The following is an 18,388-nucleotide window of genomic DNA, read 5'->3' on the forward strand; positions in this document are numbered from 1 at the left end:
ACGACCGCCTCGACCGGGCGGTCGTTCTGCATGTCGGGGCCCGGGTGAGGGACACCCCGACCCAAGGACCACGATGACCTCGCTCCTCTCCCGCATCCTCGCCTCCGACGGATCGCTGCCGTTCGCGGTCGTCCTCCGGCAGGGCCGGACGGACGTCGACGTCTTCACCGGCGACGTCGTCGACGTCGAGGGCCTCGCCGACATCCCGCTCGACGGCGCCGACGTGCTGACCCTCGTGCCCTACCGCCAGGTGCGCGAGCGCGGCTTCGCGGCGAAGGACGACGGCGCCCCGCTGCGGAACCTCGTCGTCCGGGAGCGCGAGAGCGTGCCGCTCGCCGAGGTGCTGCGGCTGCTGCCCGAGCGCGAGATCCCGGTGGAGGAGCGCGGCTTCGACGTGCCCGACGAGGAGTACGCGGAGATCGTGCGCCGGGTGATCGACGACGAGATCGGCCGCGGCGAGGGCGCGAACTTCGTCATCAACCGCGCCTTCGTGGCTCACACCGACGCCCCCGCGGTCGAGGCGGTGCTGGCCTGGTTCCGGCGGCTGCTGACCGACGAATCGGGCGCCTACTGGACCTTCGCGATGCACACGCCCGGCGCCGACGGCTCGCCGGCCGTCACCGCGGTCGGCGCGACGCCCGAGCGCCACGTCTCCGTGCGCGACGGCGTAGCGATGATGAACCCGATCAGCGGCACCTTCCGCCACCCCGCGGCCGGCCCGACCGGCGCCGAGGTGCTGGCGTTCCTCGCCGACGTCAAGGAGAGCGAGGAGCTCTTCATGGTGGTCGACGAGGAGATGAAGATGATGAGCGCGGTCTGCCCGAACGGCGGCCGGATCCTCGGGCCGTTCCTCAAGCAGATGTCGCGCCTCAGCCACACGGAGTACCTGCTCGAGGGGCGCACCGACCTCGACGTCCGCGAGGTGCTGCGGCTCACAATGTTCGCGCCGACCGTCACCGGCTCGCCGATGGAGAACGCCTGCGCCGTGATCGCGGAGTACGAGAAGGAGCCGCGCGGCTACTACTCCGGTGTCCTCGCCCTGTTCGAGCCGGAGGAGCACGGCTACACGGTCGACGCGCCGATCCTGATCCGCACCGCGTACCTCCGCGAGGACGGCCGGCTCACCGTGCCGGCCGGTGCGACGCTCGTGCGGCACTCGACACCGGAGGGCGAGGTCGCCGAGACCCGCGCGAAGGCGTCCGGGGTGCTCTCCGCACTGGGGCTGCTCCCCCACCGCGACATGCCGCCGGCGATCGACCTCAACGCGCAGCCCGGCGTGCAGGAGGCGCTCGAGGCGCGCAACGAGCGGCTCGCGTCGTTCTGGCTGCGGCCACAGGCGCCGGAGCACATCGAGGGGCTCGCCGGGCACACCGCGCTCATCGTCGACAACGAGGACCAGTTCACGACGATGCTCGCGCACCAGCTGCGCCATCTCGGCATGGACGCCCGGGTCGAGCGCTGGTCGAGCGTCGAGGACGTGCTGAGCGACGACCTCGTGGTGTTCGGCCCCGGCCCCGGCGACCCGCGCGACGACTCCGAGCCGCGGATCGCGCGCCTGCGGGCCCTGATGACGGAGCGGCTCGCCTCGGAGCGGCCGATGCTCGCCGTCTGCCTCAGTCACCAGATGCTCTCGCTGCTCGCGGGGCTGCCGGTCGAGCCGCTGCCCGCGCCCCGGCAGGGCGTGCGGCTCGCGGTCGACGTGTTCGGTGAGGACGCGGCGATCGGCTTCTACAACACCTTCTCCTCGGTCGCCGGCGTGGACGTGTCGAGCACCCCGCTGCTCGACCTCGAGATCTCGCGCGACCCCGCCACCGGGATCGTGGACGCGCTGCGCGGGGAGGGGATCGCCTCCGTGCAGGGGCATCTCGAGTCGGTGCTGTCGTCCGACGGCCTGCGCACGCTCGAGCGACTGGTCCGCACCGCGACCTCGCAGCCGGCGCGCGCGTGAGCGACGTCCGGCTGATCGCGTCGCCGTCCTACTCCGCCGAGCTGCGGGAGGCGGTGGCCGCGAGCGTCCGGGCGGCGGCGGAGGCGGCGCGCGGCTGGTACGGCCGCGGCGACAAGCTCGCCGCCGACGCGGCCTCGGTCGCGGCGATGCGCGCGGTGCTGGCCGAGGCGCCGTTCGCCGGCGTGGTCGTGATAGGCGAGGGCGAGAAGGACGACGCGCCGATGCTCGCGAACGGCGAGCGGCTCGGCCGGGCGGACTCCCCCTCCTGCGACGTCGCGGTCGACCCGCTCGACGGCACGCGGCTGGCGGCGGAGGGGATCCCCGGCTCGGTCTGCGTCATCGCGCTCGCCCCGCGCGGCACGATGCTCGATCCGCGCGACGTCTTCTACATGGACAAGCTGGTCTGCTCCGGCGCGGGGGCAGGGGTCGTCGGGCTGGACCTCCCGCCCGTCGAGAACGCGCGGCGGCTGGCCGACGCCCTTCGCAAGCCGGTCTCCGAGCTGGTGGTCGCCGTGCTGGACAAGCCGCGGCACGCCGGACTGATCGCCGCCCTCCGGGAGGCCGGTGTCGCGCTGTCGCTGCGCGGCGAGGGCGACGTCTCGGTCGCGATCGAGGCGGCGGATCCCTCCGGCAGCGTCGACCTCGTGCTCGGCATCGGCGGCACCCCCGAGGGCGTCGTCGCCGCCTGCGCCGTCCGCGCCCTCGGCGGCGTGATGGAGGGCCGCCTCGCCCCGCAGACCGCCCTCGAGCGCGCGAACGCCCTGGCCGCCGGCCACGACCTGACCCGCCTGCTGACCCTCGACGACCTCGTCTCCTCCCCCGACGTCCTCTTCGCCGGCTGCGAGGTCTGACGCTTCTCCGCGAGATGCCACTTGTGCACGCCTTTCACGGCGTGTCGCTTGCACAAGTGGCATCTCGCGGAGGCGGTGGTCAGGGGGCGGCGACGCCGTGGCGCCAGTAGCCGATGAAGGTGATGGCGCGCTTGTCGACGGCGCGGTCGGCGACGAGGTGGCGGCGGGCGCCGGTGGCGAGGGAGGACTCGCCGACGGCGAAGACGGAGGGGCGGCCCGCAGGCAGGGTCGCGTCGCGGAGGACGGCGAGCGCGTGCTCGCCGGGACGGGCGTGCGCGTCGGCGCGCGGCAGCCAGTGCAGAGTGACGGCGTCGGACGCGACGACGGGCTGGCGGTCCGCCTCGGAGGGCAGCTCGAGGAAGACGTGCGCGGCGCGGTCCTCGGGCAGCGAGGCGAGGATGCCCGCGACCGCCGGCAGACCCGTCTCGTCGGCGACGAGCAGGCACCAGTCGGAGCCGTCGGCCCGGCGGTAGCCGAGCCCCTGGTCGAGGATGCCGACCCGGTCGCCGACCGCGGCGGTGAGGGCGAAGGTCACGGCGGGCCCCGACTCCCCCGGCTCGCCGTGCACGACGAAGTCGACGTCGATCTCGGGTCCGCCGTCGGCGCCCTCGGTCCGGTAGCGGCGGACGGTGTAGTTGCGGACCACCGGCCGCTGCGCCTTCGGCATCGCGAGGTACTGCGCGTACCAGAGCGCGCTCGAGCGAGTCGGCAGCCGCAGCGCCTCCTGCCCGGGCCGCGGCAGGAAGAGGCGGAACCACTGGTCGTGGCCGAGCGGGTGCAGCAGCGCGACCCCGGGCCCGCCGAAGGTGACGCGCTGCATCCCCGGCGTCACGCGCGCGGTGCGGACGACCTCGACGGTGACGACCTGCGGATCGGTGGGGCGGGTCGGGGCGGACGAGCGGGCCATGCGGAGCCTCCGTACTGCGGGCGGACGCACCGCCGGGTTTGGTGAGGCTTACCTTACCCAGCCGCTCCTCGCCTATTGGGGAGCGCGCCGACGATGAGCTCCGCGAGATGCCACTTGTGCACGCCTTTCACGGCGTGTCGCGTGCACAAGTGGCATCTCGCGGGAGGGGGGCAGCGGGGACGACGAAGGCCCCGGCTCGACGTGCGAATCGGGGCCTTCTCGATGTAGCGGGAGCGGGACTTGAACCCGCGACACCACGATTATGAGCCGTGTGCTCTAACCACCTGAGCTACCCCGCCGCACGTTTCCGGAGGCTGGCCTGCCGGGAACGGAGCCCCCTGTGGGAATCGGACCCACTACCTCTTCCTTACCAAGGAAGTGCTCTACCAATGAGCTAAGGGGGCGCACCTGCGGGTCTGACTGCCCCTCTCGGGGCGTGCCCGCGATTTGGCACCGTTAGACGATAGCACCTCCACGGGGCCGTGTTGACCGCGGGGTGGAGGGGGTGGTCCGGGTGGGGTGGATCTCGATACGCCCGCTTCGCGGGCTACTCGATCAACATGAAGGCGCGGGCGGAGCAGCCGCGCAGCGGGGTCTCATGCCGGTCGAGCAGCCGCGTAGCGGCGTATCGAGACCCGCCTACGAGCGGCTCGCCGTGTCGAGCGCGGCCAGCTCCTCCACCGTCAGCTCGAGCGTCGCGGAGGCGAGGAGGGCGGGCAGCTGCTCCATGACGCGGGCGCTCGCGATCGGGGCGGCGACGCCGTCCTGCGAGCGCAGCCAGGCGAGGGCGACGGTCGCGACCTCGGCGTCGTGGGCGGCCGCTGCCGCGTCGAGGGCGGCCAGCACGCGGCGCCCGCGGGCGTCGAGGTACTGCGCGGCGCCCGAGGCGCGCGGGCTGTCCGGCGTCGAGCCGTCGCGGTACTTGCCCGTCAGGAAGCCGGACGCGAGTGCGTAGTACGGGACGACGGCGAGCCCGGCCTCGCGGGCGAGCGGCAGGACGTCCGCCTCGATGCCGCGCTCGACGAGGTTGTAGTGCGGCTGCAGGGCGACCGGCGCGTGCAGGCCCTCCTCCTTCGCGAGGCGCAGCCACTCCGCGATGCGGTCGGCGCTGAAGTTCGAGACTCCGATCGCGCGGACGAGGCCCTCGTCGACGAGCTCGGAGAAGACCCGGACGATGTCCTCGAGCGGGACGGCGTCGTCGTCGAAGTGCGCGTAGTAGAGATCGATCCGGTCGGTGCGCAGGCGCTGGAGCGATGCGCGGGCGGCCCGACGGACGTTGTCGGGCGCGAGGCCGAGGAACTCGGGGTGCCGGCTCACCTTGGTCGCGATCACGACGTCGTCGCGCGAGCCCGAGCGGCGCGAGAGCCACTCGCCGATGATCGTCTCGGACTCGCCGCCGTGGTTGCCGGGGACCCAGGCCGAGTAGGAGTCGGCGGTGTCGATGAAGTCGCCGCCCGCGGCGACGTAGCCGTCGAGGACGTCGAAGGAGGTCTGCTTCCCGGCGGTCCAGCCGAAGACGTTGCCGCCGAGGGAGAGCGGGAAGACCTCGATGCCGGAGTCGCCCAGGGGCGTGCGGGTGAGGGAGTCGTGGGACGGAGCTGCGCTGTCGATCGTCATCCCCCGATTCAACTCGCCGCGGGCCGCGCTGCCGATCCCCCGCCGCGCATGCGGAGCAAGCACTCAGCCACGGAACGGGGGGCGGGCGTCAGCCGCCGAGCGGGTAGTCGGCGTAGGCGAAGCGCGCCCCGTCCGGCGACCAGCCCGCGACGTTGATCGTGCCCTGGCCGCCGAACAGCGACTGCACCACCCGGCCCGGAGAGGTGTCGCCGGCCGGGCGCCCCTCGAGCGCGAGCAGCCGCAGCTCGACCGGCAGGTTCTCCGGGTGCCCGGCCGTCCCAGCGGGGTAGGCGAGGTACAGCAGGTGCGCGCCGTCCGGCGACTCGTGCGGGAACCAGTCGACCGTGTCCGACTCCACGGTCCGCTCGACCCCGGAGCCGTCGGGCCGCATCCGGAACAGCTGGGCGACGCCGCCCTCGCGCTCGGAGTTGAAGTGCAGCCACTCGCCGTCGGCGGAGAAGTCGACGCCGTCGTCCGGGTGCTCGTCGTCGGTCAGCGCGGTGAGCGGGCCGCCCTCGGCCGGCATCGTGTAGACGTTGGTGACCCAGCGGCCGGTGGCGTCCTCGCCGCCGCCGATCAGCGCGAGCAGCCGGCCGTCGGGCGAGACGCCGTGCAGGTAGTGCTTGAAGCGCGGACCGGGCCCGGCGGAGGTGACCCGCCGGGCGGGCGCCGAGCCGTCCAGGGCCACCGCGTAGAGGTGACCGTCGCGCGCGGAGACGTACGCCGTCCCGCCCTCGGGAGCGAGCATGTGGTCGTTGTTCAGCTCGTCCGGCACCCCGTCGAGCGGGATCGCCTGGAGCCCGGCGGGACCGACCGGCGCGTCCCCGAGCGGCAGCCGGAACAGCCCGCCGTCCCCGTTGACCACCAGGAACGACCCGTCCGGCGACCAGTTCGGTGCCTCCACGAGGAGCGAGTCGGAGGAGAACACCGTGGTGACCTCGCCGCTCGCGACGTCGAGCACGCGGATCCGGCAGGTCTGGGCGGGGAGCAGTGAGCGGGCCATGCGCACCACGGTAAGGGAACGGGGGTCGTCAAGCCCGTCCGCACTCAGGTTCCCGCCGCCTGCCCTCCCTTATCCTTGTCTGGACAACTGTGCTGAGTGGAACCGGGGAGGACTGTGTGATGCTCCTCACCCTCGCGATCACGTTCGCCCTCGCGGTGATCACGCCGTGGATCGTCGACCGCTTCGGTCCGAAGGTCTTCTACGCCCTCGCCCTCGTGCCGGCCGCGACCTTCGTCTCGACCGCCGCCTCGCTGCCGACGATCCTCGCCGGCGGAGAGCTGCGCGAGGAGGTCCCGTGGATCCCCTCCCTCGACATCTCGCTCTCGTTCCGGCTGGACGCGCTCTCGATCGTCCTCGCGCTCGTCGTCAGCGGCGTCGGCGCCCTCGTCCTCGCCTACTGCGGCAGCTACTTCAAGCGCGACGAGCCGTCGCTCGGCCGGTTCGCCGCCCTGCTCTTCGCCTTCGCCGGCGTGATGTACGGGCTGGTCACCGCCGACGACGTGATCATCCTCTTCGTCTTCTGGGAGGCGACGAGCGTCCTCTCCTACCTGCTGATCGGGCACTACAGCGGTCGCAAGGAGAGCCGCGGAGCCGGCCTCCAGGCCCTGCTGGTCACCACCCTCGGCGGCCTGGCGATGCTCGTCGGCGTGATCATCCTGATCGTCGAGTCGGGCACCTCGAGCCTCGCGGGCATCGTCGCCGCGGCCCCCTCCGGCCCGATCGTCTCCGTCGCGCTCGTCCTCGTGCTGCTCGGTGCCTTCTCCAAGTCGGCGCTGGTCCCCTTCCACTTCTGGCTGCCGGCCGCCATGGCCGCGCCCACCCCGGTCAGCGCCTACCTGCACGCCGCCGCGATGGTGAAGGCCGGCATCTACCTGGTCGCCCGCCTCGCGCCGGGCTTCGCCGACGACGCCGTGTGGCTCCCCGTGATCGTCAGCGTCGGCGTCTGGACGATGCTCGTCGGCGGCTGGCGCTCGCTCCGCCAGTACGACCTCAAGCTCGTCCTCGCCTACGGCACCGTCAGCCAGCTCGGCTTCCTCACGGTCGCGGTCGGCTTCGGCTCGCGCGACGCGGCCCTCGCCGGCCTCACCCTGCTGATCGGGCACGCGCTGTTCAAGGCGCTGCTGTTCCTCGCCGTCGGCATCGTCGACCACCGGGCCGGCACCCGCGACCTGCGCAAGCTCAGCGGCCTCGGCCGGCAGGCCCCGGTGCTCGCCGGCGCCGCGCTGCTCGGCGTGCTCTCGATGGCGGGCATCCCGCCGCTGCTCGGCTTCGTCGCGAAGGAGGCGGTCTTCACCAGTCTGCTGTCCGCGATCGAGCAGGGCTCGTTCTGGGCCTGGGTCGCACTGATCGGCCTCGTCCTCGGCTCGATCCTCACCGTCGCCTACTCGGCCCGCTTCTTCTGGGGCGCGTTCGCCCGCAAGAAGGGCCTCGAGGACACCCACCTCCACGCGGAGCCGTGGACCTTCACCGCGCCCACCGTCGTCCTGGCGGTCGTGAGCCTCGTCGGCGGCATCGGCGCCTCGCTGCTCGACCCGCTCGTCGCGGTCTACGCCGACACGCTCCCCTACGGCGCCCCCGACGCCGACCCGCAGCTCGCCGCGGCGGCTGAGGAGTCCGACCACGGCGGCTACCACCTCGCGCTCTGGCACGGTTTCGAGCCCGCCCTCGCGCTCAGCGCGATCGTCATCGCGATCGGCCTGCTGCTCTTCGCCAAGCGGATCGCGGTCGCGCGGATCCAGTCCAGGGTCCCGAACACCATCGACTCCGCCGAGGGCTACTGGGCCACCGTCCGCTGGCTCGACCGCGTCGCGAGCACCGTCACCGAGTTCGTCCAGCGCGGCTCGCTCCCCCGCTACCTCACGGTGATCTTCGCGGTCTTCGTGCTGGGAGTCGGCGGCGCCGCCGCGCTCAACCGCACCTGGCCCGGCGACCTCGTCTTCTGGGACTCGCCCGGCCAGCTCGCCGTCGCGGCCGTGATGATCCTCGCCGCGATCCTCTGCGCCGTCGCGCGCAACCGCGTCGCCGCCGTGCTGCTCGCCGGCGCGACCGGCTACGGGATGGTCGCCCTCTTCGCCATCCAGGGCGCCCCGGACCTCGCGCTCACCCAGGCGCTGATCGAGACGATCACCCTGGTCGTCTTCGTCCTCGTGCTGCGCCGCCTCCCCACCCGGATCGCGCAGAAGCACCAGCCGATGCGCAAGCGCCTGCGCGCCGTCATCGGCATCGCGGTCGGCGCCGTGATGGCCCTCGCGGCGACGATCGCCCTCGGCGCCCGCACCGCGACCCCGATCTCCGTCGACCTCCCCCGCCTGGCCTACGAGGAGGGCAAGGGGCGCAACATCGTCAACGTCCTCCTCGTCGACATCCGCGCCTGGGACACCATGGGCGAGATCTCCGTGCTGGTCGTCGTGGCGACCGGTGTCGCGAGCCTGATCTTCCTCTCCAGCCGGGCCGGCGGCGCTCCGCGCCTCGAGCACCAGAGCGCGGCCGACCGCGAGGAGCGCGCGACCGACCTCACCGCCCCCTCGGCCGACGCGGAGAAGACCGGCGACCGCGGCTCCTGGCTGGTCGCCGGCCGCACGCTCCGCCCCGAGAACCGCTCCATCGTCCTCGAGGTGCTGGTGCGCCTGCTCTTCCACCCCGCGATGATCGTCTCCGTCTACCTGCTCTTCACCGGTCACAACACCCCGGGCGGAGGCTTCGCGGGCGGCCTGCTCGCCGGTCTCGCCCTCGTCGCGCGCTACCTGGCCGGCGGCCGGTTCGAGCTCGGCGAGGCCGCGCCGATCGACGCGGGCAAGGTCCTCGGCCTCGGGCTGCTCTTCGCGGTCGGCACGGCCGTCTCCTCGCTCGCCTTCGGCCTCGAGGTGCTCGAGTCCAGCTGGCTCGACCTCTACCTGCCGGTGCTCGGCGAGCTGCACCTCGGCACCTCCACCCTCTTCGACATCGGCGTGTACCTGATCGTGATCGGCCTGACCCTCGACATCCTCCGCAGCCTCGGCGGCGAGGTCGACCGCCACGGCGAGGAGGCCGAGCAGGGCGACCCCTCCGGCGACGGCGTCACCCACTCGACCGACAGCACCCCCGGCCCCGGCGCCGGCACCGTCGACGGCCTCGAGACGAAGCTGCCGACCGGCTCCACCGTCGTCGGCGGACCGGGCAGGGGGGACGACGCATGAGCATCACCCTCGTCCTCGTCGTCGTGATGGCGGTGCTGTACGCCGCGGGCGTCTACCAGATGCTCGAGCGCAGCCTCACCCGGATCCTGATCGGCTTCCTCCTGGTCGGCAACGCGACGAACATCCTGATCCTGCTGATGGCGGGCCGCTCCGGCGTCGCGCCGTTCGTCACCGACGACGGCCGCTCCTACGAGCAGATCGCCGAGGAGATGGCCGACCCGCTGCCGCAGGCGCTGATCCTGACGGCGATCGTGATCACCTTCGGGGTGTCCGCCTTCCTCCTCGCGATGATCTACCGGCGCTGGCGCCTCGCCAACGCCGACCAGGTCGAGGACGACGAGACCGACGCCTCCGTCCGCGCGGACGCGGCGGGCATCTCGGCGCAGACCACCGCGGACGACCGGGCCCTGGACGTCCTGCTCGAATCGAGCGACGAGGGCACCGCTGCGAAGCACGGCGAGAGCGCCATGACCGACGACAGGAAGGAGGACCGATGAACGTGCTGATCCCCCTCGTCGTGACCCTCCCCCTGCTGGGAGCCGCCGTCGCCCTCGTGCTCGGCCGGCACCGCCGCGCGCAGATCACGGTCAACATCGTCACGCTGTCCGCTGTCCTGGTGATCTCCTCCGTGCTGCTCGTCCTGGTCCTCACCGGCCAGGAGGGCGGCAGCGCGGTCTACGTCGGCGGCTGGGAGCCGCCGTGGGGCATCGTGCTGGTCGTCGATCCGCTCGCCGCCCTGATGCTGGTGATCACCTCGGTCACGCTGCTCGGCGTCCTGCTGTTCTCGGTCGGCCAGGGCCTGGTCGACGGCAACCGCGAGACGCCGGTCACGATCTTCCACCCGACCTACCTGATCCTCTCGGCCGGCATCCTCAACGCCTTCGTCGCGGGCGACCTCTTCAACCTCTACGTCGGCTTCGAGATCCTGCTCGCGGCGAGCTACGTGCTGATCACCCTCGGCGGCACGGCGCCGCGGATCCGGGCGGGCACGACCTACGTGGTCGTCAGCCTGGTCTCGAGCGTGTTCTTCCTCTCCGCGATCGGCCTGCTCTACGGCGCCACCGGCACCGTCAACATGGCGCAGCTGTCGATCCGCATCGCGGAGCTGCCCGCCGACGTCCAGCTCGTGCTGCACGTGGTGCTGCTGCTCGGCTTCGGGATCAAGGCCGCGGTCTTCCCGCTGTCGTTCTGGTTGCCGGACTCCTACCCCACCGCTCCGGCGCCGGTCACGGCCGTCTTCGCCGGCCTGCTCACCAAGGTCGGCGTCTACGCGTTGATCCGCACCGAGACGCTGCTCTTCCCGGGCGGCAGGCTCACGGAAGTGCTGATGGTGGTCGCGCTGCTGACGCTGGTGGTCGGCATCCTCGGCGCCGTCGCGCAGGCGGACATCAAGCGGATGCTCTCCTTCACCCTGGTGTCGCACATCGGCTACATGGTCTTCGGCATCGCGATCGGCACGGAGGCGGGCTACGCCGCGACGATCTTCTACGTGATCCACCACATCACCGTGCAGACCACGCTGTTCCTCGCGACCGGGCTGATCGAGCGCGTCGGCGGCACCACCTCGATCCTCCGCCTCGGCGGTCTGCTGAAGGCCTCGCCGCTGCTCGCGCTGCTCTACTTCATCCCCGCGATGAACCTCGGCGGCATCCCGCCCTTCACCGGCTTTCTCGGCAAGGTCGGCCTCTTCGTCGCCGGCACCGAGTCCGCCGCGGAGCAGCCGTCCTGGCTGATCTGGGCGGTCATCGCCGCGGGCGCGGTCACCTCGCTGCTCACCCTCTACGCGGTCGCCCGCGTCTGGAACATGGCGTTCTGGCGCCGCCAGGAGGAGGTGCCCGGCTACGAGTCGCCGCTGATCGACCAGCTGCAGGAGGACCCGCACGACACCGGCACCGTCCGCACCCGGCACTCCCCGCCGATGATGGTCCTCGCGACCGCCGGCATGGTCGTCTTCGGCGTGGGCCTCACGATCGCCGCCGGCCCGCTCTACGACGCCAGCGAGCAGGCCGCCGCCGCGGTCGCCGACCCGTCCACCTACATCGCCACGGTCTACCGCGACTCGTCCTTCGGAGAGGAGGGCCCCCGATGAGCCCCCGCCGCCGCGTCGACTTCTGGAACCGGTTCGCGATGTTCGTGACGCTCGTCGGCATCTGGGTGCTGCTCTGGGACGACGTCTCGGTGCTCTCGATCGTCTCGGGCTTCCTGGTCGCGCTGATCATCACCCGCGTCTTCTACCTGCCGCCGGTGGAGTTCTCCAACCGGGTGAACCTCTGGCACCTGCTGGTCTTCCTGCTGCGCCTCGCGCTGGACATCGCGGTCGCATCCGTCCGCGTCTCGTACCAGATCCTCACCCTGCCGGTCCCGGTGCACAACGCGATCGTGGCCGTGCACCTGCGCAGCCGCTCCGAGGGGATGCTGGTCTGGACGACCGAGGCCGTCTCGCTCGTCCCCGGCTCGCTCGTGATCGACGTCGACCCCCAGTTGAACGTCCTCTACCTGCACGTGCTCGGGGTCACCCACGACGAGGGCCATCGGATCGACGAGGTCCGCCGCACGGTCCTGCGCACCGAGGCGCGCATCGTCCGCGCGATCGGCTCGCGCGAGGACGTCGCCCGGGTCAGCGAGCCGCTGGGCGAGAACGCGGGGGTGCTCCGATGATCGAGTGGCTCGTCTGGATCCTGGTGCCGATCTTCGGAGCGGCCGCCCTGCTCTCGCTCGTGCGCATCCTGATCGGCCCGTCGGTCCTGGACCGCGTGGTCGCCGCCGATGTGCTGGTGGCGACGATCCTCTGCGGCCTCGGCGCCGAGATGGCGATCAACCACCACGCGACGACGCTCCCGGTCGCGCTCGGACTCGCGCTGTTCGCGGTGTTCGGCTCGATCAGCGTCGCCAAGTTCATGGCCAACCGCGAGGAGGACTGACATGGACGTGCTCCTCGACGTCGTCACCGCCGTGCTCGTCACCGTCGGCGCCCTGCTCTCGCTGGTCGCCGCGATCGGCCTGCTCCGCTTCGGCGACCTGCTCTCCCGGATGCACGCGGGCACCAAGCCCCAGGTGCTCGGCATCGTCTGCGTGATGCTCGCCGTCGCGATCCGGAACCCCGGCTTCGCCGCCGCGGGCACCGTCGTCCTGGTGATCGGCTTCCAGCTGCTGACCGTGCCGATCTCGGCGCACATGGTCGGCCGCGCCGCCTACCGGGCCGAGGCCGTCTCCACCGGGTTCCTCGTCTCGGACGAGCTCGCCGACGCCGTGCAGCGCGCGGACGACGCCTCGCGGGCGACCGGTCCGGAGACGGCGCACGCGTCCGAGGAGGCCGCCGAGCGCTCGAGCGCCCCGCAGCCCGAGGACGAGGACGGCCCGGCCGCGACCGCCTAGCCGCCGGTCATCGTCCGCAGCGCGTAGCCGCCGACGGCGAGCGTCACCGCGAACAGCCCGCCGATCAGCAGCACGAGCAGCGGCACCACCCAGAGCAGGGCCCTCCGGCGTCGGGCGCGGGCGGCCACCGGGGTCTCTTCGCTCACCCATCGACCCTAGGCCAGGCGGCGCCTGCGCCGGGCCGGGCGCTTCCGGGGCGCCCGCTACCCTTGATGCCATGACCCTGGACTCCGCTCTCTCCGGCGCGCCCGAGAACTCCCCTGCTCCCGGGAGCTCCCCCGTCTCGTTCCCGGAGGCGGCCGGCCGGCCCGGTGCGGAGTGGTGGCGCACCGCGGTCATCTACCAGATCTACCCGCGCTCGTTCGCGGACGCCGACGGCGACGGCATCGGCGACCTCCCCGGCATCACCTCGCGCCTGGACAGCCTGGCCGAGCTCGGCATCGACGCGATCTGGCTCTCGCCGTTCATGACCTCGCCGCAGAAGGACGCCGGCTACGACGTCGCCGACTACTGCGACGTCGACCCGCTCTTCGGCACGCTGGCCGACTTCGACGCGATGCTCGCCCGCGCCCACGCGCTCGGGATCCGGGTGATCGTCGACCTCGTCCCCAACCACTCCTCGAGCGCGCACCGCTGGTTCCAGGCCGCCCTGGCCGCTCCCGCCGGCAGCGACGAGCGCGGGCGCTACCTCTTCCGCGACGGCCGCGGCCCCTCCGGCGAGCTGCCGCCGAACAACTGGGAGTCGGTCTTCGGCGGACCCGCCTGGACCCGGGTCACCGAGCCCGACGGCACCCCCGGCCAGTGGTACCTGCACCTCTTCGACACCTCGCAGCCCGACTTCGACTGGACGGACGAGTGGGTGCGCGAGCGCTTCCGCGAGGTCCTGCGCTTCTGGCTGGACCGCGGCGTCGACGGCTTCCGCGTCGACGTGGCGCACGGGATGATCAAGGCCGAGGGCCTGCCCGACTACACCCCGCCCGCCGACAGCGGCTCGATGGGAGGCGTGGCGCCGGGCGACGACGCCGAGCCCGTCACCGCTCCCTACTGGGCGCAGGACGGCGTGCACGAGATCTACCGCGACTGGCACGCGCTGCTCGCCGAGTACCCGGCCGACCGCGTGCTCTGCGCGGAGGCGTGGGTGCAGCCGCTCTCGAAGCTCGCCCGCTGGGTGCGTCCCGACGAGATGCACCAGGCCTTCAACTTCGCCTACCTCGAGACGCCGTGGAGCGGACCCGCGCTGCGCGACATCATCGACTCCTCGCTGAGCTCGTTCGCCGCGGTCGGCGCACCCTCGACCTGGGTCCTCTCGAACCACGACGTCGTGCGCCACGCCAGCCGCCTCGCCCTCACCTCCGACAACCCGCAGGGCTACGGCATCGGCCCGCGCACCCCGGGCCTGCCCGACCCGGTGCTCGGCCTCCGCCGCGCGCGGGCCGCGACCGCGCTGATGCTGGCGCTGCCCGGCTCCGCCTACGTCTACCAGGGTGAGGAGCTCGGCCTGCCCGAGGCGATCGACCTGCCCGACGCTGCACGTCAGGACCCGACCTGGTTCCGCACGAACGGCGAGCGCTACGGCCGCGACGGCTGCCGCGTGCCCCTGCCCTGGGAGGCCGACGCGCCCGCCTACGGCTTCAACGACTCCGGCGACTCCTGGCTCCCCCAGCCCGGCGACTGGGCGCCGTTCGCGCGCGACCGCCAGACCGGCGTCGAGGGGTCGACCCTCGAGCTCTACCGGGAGCTCCTCGCGGTGCGCCGCGCGGAGGACCTCGGCTCGGGCACGATCGAGTGGCTCGAGGGCTACCCGGAGGACGTCGTGGCGTTCCGCAACGGCGGCGTCACCGTGATCGCGAACACCGGCTCGTCGCTGGTGGAGCTGCCGGTCGGCACGGTCGTGCTCTCCTCCGAGGAGCTGCACGAGCCGGCGCTGCCGGGTGACACGACGGTCTGGCTACGCCAAGACTGACGTCCCAGAGTTCGATCTGCAGGTGATCCGCCGCCGCGGGCTGCGCTGCCGCGGCGGAACGGGCGCTGCGACGCGGATCGCCTGCAGATCGAACGGGAGCGGGCGGGCCCGCGGCGGCTCAGCGCCCGGCGTTCGCCTTGAGCCAGAGGTAGGAGTCGACCTTGGTCACGCCGTCGAGGCGGATCTCGAAGTGCAGGTGCGGCCCGGTCGACATGCCGGTCGTGCCGACGAGGCCGAGCAGCTGGCCGACCTTGACCGGGTCGCCCTCGTTGACCGCCGCGCTGCCGTGCTGCATGTGCGCGTAGACGCTCGAGACGAGCTGGCCGTCGATCTCGTGGTCGACGATGACGTGCACGCCGAGCGAGCCTTCGCCGTCGATCACGGTGCGGACCACGCCGTCGGCGATCGCCTGGATCGGCGAGCCGTTGCCCGGGTTGAAGTCGGTGCCGCCGTGATTGACCGAGCAGCCCGCGCAGTTGCGGTAGCCGAAGCGGTCGCCCACCGGCACGCCGACCGCGAAGGGCCACTGGATCGAGGCGTTGGGGTCGTTGGTGAAGCCGGCGTCGGAGGTGCGGCCGATGGCGGCGACGTCCGTCTGCGTCTTGCGCTCCTGCACGCCGAAGCCGTCGCGGGCGACGGTCTCGGCGCTGACCTCGCCGGTGGTGAACGACTGCGCTCCGCGGTCGACGGTGCCGCCGGGCGCGACGACGAGGTTCTGCGCCTGCACCTCCTCGGCCGTGAGGAGCGACGTGGCCGGCAGCGAGGTCGCCGCGACCATCGCGGCGACGAACGAGAGCGCGACGAGACCGCCGATCCGGCGGCTGGAGCGCACGGGCCGGAGCGGTGCGACGCGAGGTGCGGAGACGGGCGCCGGTGGCGCGGAGCGGACGGAGGCGACCCGCAGCTCGGCGTCGCGGAGCTCGGCCGGGGCGACCGGCACTCCCTCGTCCTGCGCGTCGGCGGCCAGTGCCTGGGCGCGCTCGCGCTCGCGCAGCTCGCGACGGGTGAGGGGTGGGACGGATTCGCCGGGGGTCGATGCGGAGGCAGCGGGCAAGGGCGAATCGGGGCTCACGAAATCCGGATCTTCCGTCGGGGGCAGGGGACGAGCGGCGCTCCGCCAGGGAGTCGAAGCGCTTCTCGGGGGTCCGCGACCGCATCCTGTGCGAATGTCACGAATTCATAAAGGATAACCACGGACTCCCGATCCGGCCAGAGCGGGTCGCGCAGAGGCCGGATCCTCGTCGCCGGATCCGCGCTCGGCGCTCGGATCCTGCGCGATCATGCGCGCGCATGCACCGACTCCGCGCGGAACCGGTCCCCGATCAGACCTCGTCGGCGCGCAGCCGCCGCAGCAGAGCCTCGAGCTCGCTGAAGACCGGCTCCGGGGCCGCGATCAGCAGCCCGTTGCCCGCCGGGCGGCCGTCGAAGCCGGCGACGATCGCTCCGGCCTCCTCCGCCACGAGGGCGCCCGCCGCGAGGTCCCACGGGTTCAGACCGCGCTCGTAGTACGCGTTCAGCGACCCGGAGGCGACCGCGCAGAGGTCGAGCGCTGCCGAGCCGATGCGGCGGATGTCGCGCACCGAGCCGAGCAGCTCCTGCACGACCGCGCCCTGGCGCATCCGGCGCCCGGCGTCGTAGCCGAAGCCCGTGCCGACCAGCGCCAGCGAGAGCGAGGCGGGCGGAGTGACGTGCAGCGCGACCCCGTCGCGCTCGGCCCCGCCGCCCCGGCTCGCGGTGTAGACCTCGCCGGTCGCGCCGTTCACGACCGCCCCGGCGAGCGCCATCCAGGTCTCCGGCTCCGGCTCGCCCTCGACCACGGCGATGCTGACCGCGTAGGAGGGGATGCCGTAGAGGTAGTTGACCGTGCCGTCGATCGGATCGACGACCCAGGTGAGTCCGCTCGTCCCGCCGCCCGCGCCGGACTCCTCGCCGAGGAAGCCGTCGTCCGGCCGCGCCTCGGCGAGCCGACGGCGGATCAGCTGCTCGACCTCGCGGTCGGCGGCCGTGACCACGTCCTCCGGCGACGACTTCGAGGCGGCGATCTCGACCCCGTCCTGGCGGCGCTGCCGGGCGAGGTGCGCCGCCTCGACGGCGATCGAGCGGGCGATGGCGAGGAGGGAGGCGTGGGCGCTCATGCGTCCAGCCTAGGGACCGGCCGGTCCGGCGGGGACGGACGCAGGCGGGGCAGACGGCGACCGGGCCCGCGGAGGATCATGGGGGCATGAGCGCCGCCGTGACCCCTCAGCCCCCGATCGCCGTGACCGGAGCCACCGGGGCGGTGGGCGGCCGCGTCGCGCGCCTGCTCGCCGACGCCGGCCTCCCCCTCCGCCTCCTCGCCCGCGACCCCTCGCGTGCGCCCGAGCTGCCGGGGGCGACGGCCGTCCGCTCGTCCTTCACCGATCCGGGCGATGCGCTCGACGGCGTCCGGCTCCTGCTGATGGTGTCCGCGGCCGAGAACGAGGACCGGCTCGCCGAGCACCTCTCGATGGTCGCGGCCGCCGCCGCCGCGGGCGTCGAGCACGTCGTCTACACGTCCTTCGCCGGCGCCTCCCCCACCGCCACCTTCACGCTCGCGCGCGACCACGCCGCGACGGAGGAGGCGATCCGCGCCTCCGGGATGTCGTGGACCTTCCTCCGCGACAACCTCTATCTGGACTTCGTGCCCGCGATGCTCGGCGACGACGGCGCGATCCGCGGCCCGGCCGGCACCGGCCGCGCGGCGATCGTCGCCCGCGAGGACGTCGCCCGCGCCGCCGCCGCGATCCTGCGCGCCCCCGAGGAGCACCGCGGCGCGACCTACGAGCTGACCGGCCCCGAGGCCCTCACCTTCGACGAGATCGCGGCCGTCCTCACCGCCGCCGGCCACCCCGCGGTCTTCGTCGACGAGACCCTCGAGGAGGCGCGCGCCTCCCGCCGCCGCTGGAACGCCCCCGACTGGCAGCTCGACGCCTGGATCAGCACCTACACCGCCGTCGCCGCCGGCGAGATGCAGCACGTCTCCGGCGACGTCGAGCGCCTGACGGGCCGCGCCCCGCTCTCCCTCGAGCAGTTCCTCGCGGCGACTCGATCGGCAGCCGGGCAGGGCGCTGCATCGGTCGAGCAGTGATCGGCCGCGCGGCGGACGGTCCTCCCCCTGCTGGTCGAGCAGCGCCACAGGCGCGTATCGAGACCCGCCGTCATGAGCAGGGCGGGTCTGCAGACTCATCCTGCTGACGTGGGTGGATCTCGATACGCCCGCTGCGCGGGCTACTCGATCAGCATGAGCGCACGGCGCCGCGGCGGACGAGCAGCAGTCGACCGCGCGGCGGACGGCCCTCCTCGTGCTGGTCGAGCAGCGCCGCAGGCGCGTATCGAGACCCACGCGCGCGAAGGACCGGGAGACGGAGGAAGCCCCGCTCGCCGCCTCGGGAGGCTGGTGCGGGGCTTCGATCGTGCAGTCGTTCGGTCTCGATGCTGTGGCGAGTGAGGGATTCGAACCCCCGAAGGCTACGCCGTCTGATTTACAGTCAGATCCCTTTGGCCGCTAGGGTAACTCGCCGTCGCGCACC

General features: G+C 72.9%; 16 protein-coding genes and 3 tRNA genes. 10 read left to right on the top strand and 9 right to left on the bottom strand.

From position 1 onward, the window contains the following. The first annotated feature begins 73 nt into the window (after positions 1-73). Entirely contained in the window at positions 74-1,948 is a 1,875-nt protein-coding gene (locus MT350_RS11645; RefSeq protein WP_243598336.1) for an anthranilate synthase family protein, read from the top strand. Further along, entirely contained in the window at positions 1,945-2,799 is an 855-nt protein-coding gene (locus tag MT350_RS11650; RefSeq protein ID WP_243598335.1) for a fructose-bisphosphatase class II family protein, read from the top strand. The genes MT350_RS11645 and MT350_RS11650 overlap by 4 nt, the downstream gene beginning before the upstream one ends. A gap of 79 nt (positions 2,800-2,878) precedes the next feature. Here the strand turns inward: MT350_RS11650 and MT350_RS11655 are convergent, their stop codons facing one another. The 5 genes from MT350_RS11655 to MT350_RS11675 form a co-directional block, all read right to left on the bottom strand. After that, the gene (locus MT350_RS11655; protein WP_243598334.1) at positions 2,879-3,706 is read right to left on the bottom strand and encodes a siderophore-interacting protein; all 828 of its coding nucleotides are present in this window, start codon (positions 3,704-3,706) and stop codon (positions 2,879-2,881) included. Positions 3,707-3,931: 225 nt separating this feature from the next. Then, positions 3,932-4,005: transfer RNA gene (locus tag MT350_RS11660), tRNA-Met, on the bottom strand. Between the two features lie 33 nt (positions 4,006-4,038). Beyond that, positions 4,039-4,110, bottom strand: a tRNA-Thr gene (locus tag MT350_RS11665). 235 nt (positions 4,111-4,345) lie between these two features. After that, the gene (locus tag MT350_RS11670) at positions 4,346-5,323 is read right to left on the bottom strand and encodes an aldo/keto reductase (RefSeq protein ID WP_243598333.1); all 978 of its coding nucleotides are present in this window, start codon (positions 5,321-5,323) and stop codon (positions 4,346-4,348) included. Between the two features lie 88 nt (positions 5,324-5,411). Next, entirely contained in the window at positions 5,412-6,326 is a 915-nt protein-coding gene (locus tag MT350_RS11675) for a biopolymer transporter Tol (protein ID WP_243598332.1), read from the bottom strand. Positions 6,327-6,445: 119 nt separating this feature from the next. Here MT350_RS11675 and MT350_RS11680 point away from each other — a divergent pair, with 119 nt between their 5' ends. Genes MT350_RS11680 through mnhG form a run of 6 tightly spaced genes read left to right on the top strand, consistent with a single transcriptional unit; the run spans position 6,446 to position 12,877 of the window. Further along, positions 6,446-9,502, top strand: coding sequence for a Na+/H+ antiporter subunit A (locus MT350_RS11680; RefSeq protein ID WP_243598331.1), 3,057 nt, complete (start codon positions 6,446-6,448; stop codon positions 9,500-9,502). Then, the gene (locus MT350_RS11685; RefSeq protein ID WP_243598330.1) at positions 9,499-9,999 is read left to right on the top strand and encodes a Na(+)/H(+) antiporter subunit C; all 501 of its coding nucleotides are present in this window, start codon (positions 9,499-9,501) and stop codon (positions 9,997-9,999) included. Before MT350_RS11680 ends, MT350_RS11685 begins: the two co-directional genes overlap by 4 nt. After that, on the top strand, positions 9,996-11,591 hold the full coding sequence (locus MT350_RS11690; RefSeq protein WP_243587622.1) for a Na+/H+ antiporter subunit D: 1,596 nt from the start codon (positions 9,996-9,998) through the stop codon (positions 11,589-11,591). The genes MT350_RS11685 and MT350_RS11690 overlap by 4 nt, the downstream gene beginning before the upstream one ends. Continuing rightward, entirely contained in the window at positions 11,588-12,160 is a 573-nt protein-coding gene (locus MT350_RS11695) for a Na+/H+ antiporter subunit E (RefSeq protein WP_243598329.1), read from the top strand. The genes MT350_RS11690 and MT350_RS11695 overlap by 4 nt, the downstream gene beginning before the upstream one ends. Next, complete coding sequence (locus MT350_RS11700; protein ID WP_123447850.1) at positions 12,157-12,423, top strand: monovalent cation/H+ antiporter complex subunit F; 267 nt, start codon at positions 12,157-12,159, stop codon at positions 12,421-12,423. The genes MT350_RS11695 and MT350_RS11700 overlap by 4 nt, the downstream gene beginning before the upstream one ends. 1 nt (position 12,424) lies before the next feature. Then, positions 12,425-12,877, top strand: coding sequence for a monovalent cation/H(+) antiporter subunit G (gene mnhG, locus MT350_RS11705; RefSeq protein ID WP_243615951.1), 453 nt, complete (start codon positions 12,425-12,427; stop codon positions 12,875-12,877). Here mnhG and MT350_RS11710 read toward each other — a convergent pair. Further along, the gene (locus MT350_RS11710) at positions 12,874-13,023 is read right to left on the bottom strand and encodes a hypothetical protein (RefSeq protein ID WP_243615952.1); all 150 of its coding nucleotides are present in this window, start codon (positions 13,021-13,023) and stop codon (positions 12,874-12,876) included. The two genes, mnhG and MT350_RS11710, sit on opposite strands and share 4 nt — an antisense overlap. Positions 13,024-13,094: 71 nt before the next feature. Between MT350_RS11710 and MT350_RS11715 the strand changes: the two genes are divergently transcribed. Next, positions 13,095-14,840 carry an alpha-amylase family glycosyl hydrolase gene (locus MT350_RS11715; protein WP_243598327.1) on the top strand — a complete coding sequence of 582 codons (1,746 nt, stop codon included), beginning with the start codon at positions 13,095-13,097 and terminating at the stop codon, positions 14,838-14,840. Positions 14,841-14,958: 118 nt separating this feature from the next. Here MT350_RS11715 and MT350_RS11720 read toward each other — a convergent pair whose 3' ends face one another. Next, the gene (locus MT350_RS11720; RefSeq protein ID WP_279391991.1) at positions 14,959-15,894 is read right to left on the bottom strand and encodes a M23 family metallopeptidase; all 936 of its coding nucleotides are present in this window, start codon (positions 15,892-15,894) and stop codon (positions 14,959-14,961) included. 268 nt (positions 15,895-16,162) lie between these two features. Further along, positions 16,163-16,975 carry an inositol monophosphatase family protein gene (locus MT350_RS11725; protein ID WP_243598326.1) on the bottom strand — a complete coding sequence of 271 codons (813 nt, stop codon included), beginning with the start codon at positions 16,973-16,975 and terminating at the stop codon, positions 16,163-16,165. A gap of 86 nt (positions 16,976-17,061) precedes the next feature. Here MT350_RS11725 and MT350_RS11730 point away from each other — a divergent pair, with 86 nt between their 5' ends. Further along, positions 17,062-17,946 (top strand): SDR family oxidoreductase, encoded by an 885-nt coding sequence (locus MT350_RS11730; RefSeq protein WP_123737417.1) that lies wholly within the window; start codon positions 17,062-17,064, stop codon positions 17,944-17,946. Positions 17,947-18,296: 350 nt separating this feature from the next. Here the strand turns inward: MT350_RS11730 and MT350_RS11735 are convergent. After that, a tRNA-Tyr gene (locus MT350_RS11735) sits at positions 18,297-18,378 on the bottom strand. Between the last annotated feature and the right edge of the window lie 10 nt (positions 18,379-18,388).

This window comes from Rathayibacter sp. VKM Ac-2928 (assembly GCF_022815545.1).
GTDB classification, from domain to species: domain Bacteria; phylum Actinomycetota; class Actinomycetes; order Actinomycetales; family Microbacteriaceae; genus Rathayibacter; species Rathayibacter festucae.

Excerpts from the sequence above, each read along its gene's own strand:
- MT350_RS11645 (WP_243598336.1), top strand. The coding sequence starts at position 74 with ATGACCTCGCTCCTCTCCCGCATCCTCGCCTCCGACGGATCGCTGCCG.
- MT350_RS11655 (WP_243598334.1), bottom strand. The coding sequence starts at position 3,706 with ATGGCCCGCTCGTCCGCCCCGACCCGCCCCACCGATCCGCAGGTCGTC.
- MT350_RS11670 (WP_243598333.1), bottom strand. The coding sequence starts at position 5,323 with ATGACGATCGACAGCGCAGCTCCGTCCCACGACTCCCTCACCCGCACG.
- MT350_RS11675 (WP_243598332.1), bottom strand. The coding sequence starts at position 6,326 with ATGGCCCGCTCACTGCTCCCCGCCCAGACCTGCCGGATCCGCGTGCTC.
- MT350_RS11680 (WP_243598331.1), top strand. The coding sequence starts at position 6,446 with ATGCTCCTCACCCTCGCGATCACGTTCGCCCTCGCGGTGATCACGCCG.
- MT350_RS11685 (WP_243598330.1), top strand. The coding sequence starts at position 9,499 with ATGAGCATCACCCTCGTCCTCGTCGTCGTGATGGCGGTGCTGTACGCC.
- MT350_RS11690 (WP_243587622.1), top strand. The coding sequence starts at position 9,996 with ATGAACGTGCTGATCCCCCTCGTCGTGACCCTCCCCCTGCTGGGAGCC.
- MT350_RS11695 (WP_243598329.1), top strand. The coding sequence starts at position 11,588 with ATGAGCCCCCGCCGCCGCGTCGACTTCTGGAACCGGTTCGCGATGTTC.
- MT350_RS11700 (WP_123447850.1), top strand. The coding sequence starts at position 12,157 with ATGATCGAGTGGCTCGTCTGGATCCTGGTGCCGATCTTCGGAGCGGCC.
- mnhG (WP_243615951.1), top strand. The coding sequence starts at position 12,425 with ATGGACGTGCTCCTCGACGTCGTCACCGCCGTGCTCGTCACCGTCGGC.
- MT350_RS11715 (WP_243598327.1), top strand. The coding sequence starts at position 13,095 with ATGACCCTGGACTCCGCTCTCTCCGGCGCGCCCGAGAACTCCCCTGCT.
- MT350_RS11725 (WP_243598326.1), bottom strand. The coding sequence starts at position 16,975 with ATGAGCGCCCACGCCTCCCTCCTCGCCATCGCCCGCTCGATCGCCGTC.
- MT350_RS11730 (WP_123737417.1), top strand. The coding sequence starts at position 17,062 with ATGAGCGCCGCCGTGACCCCTCAGCCCCCGATCGCCGTGACCGGAGCC.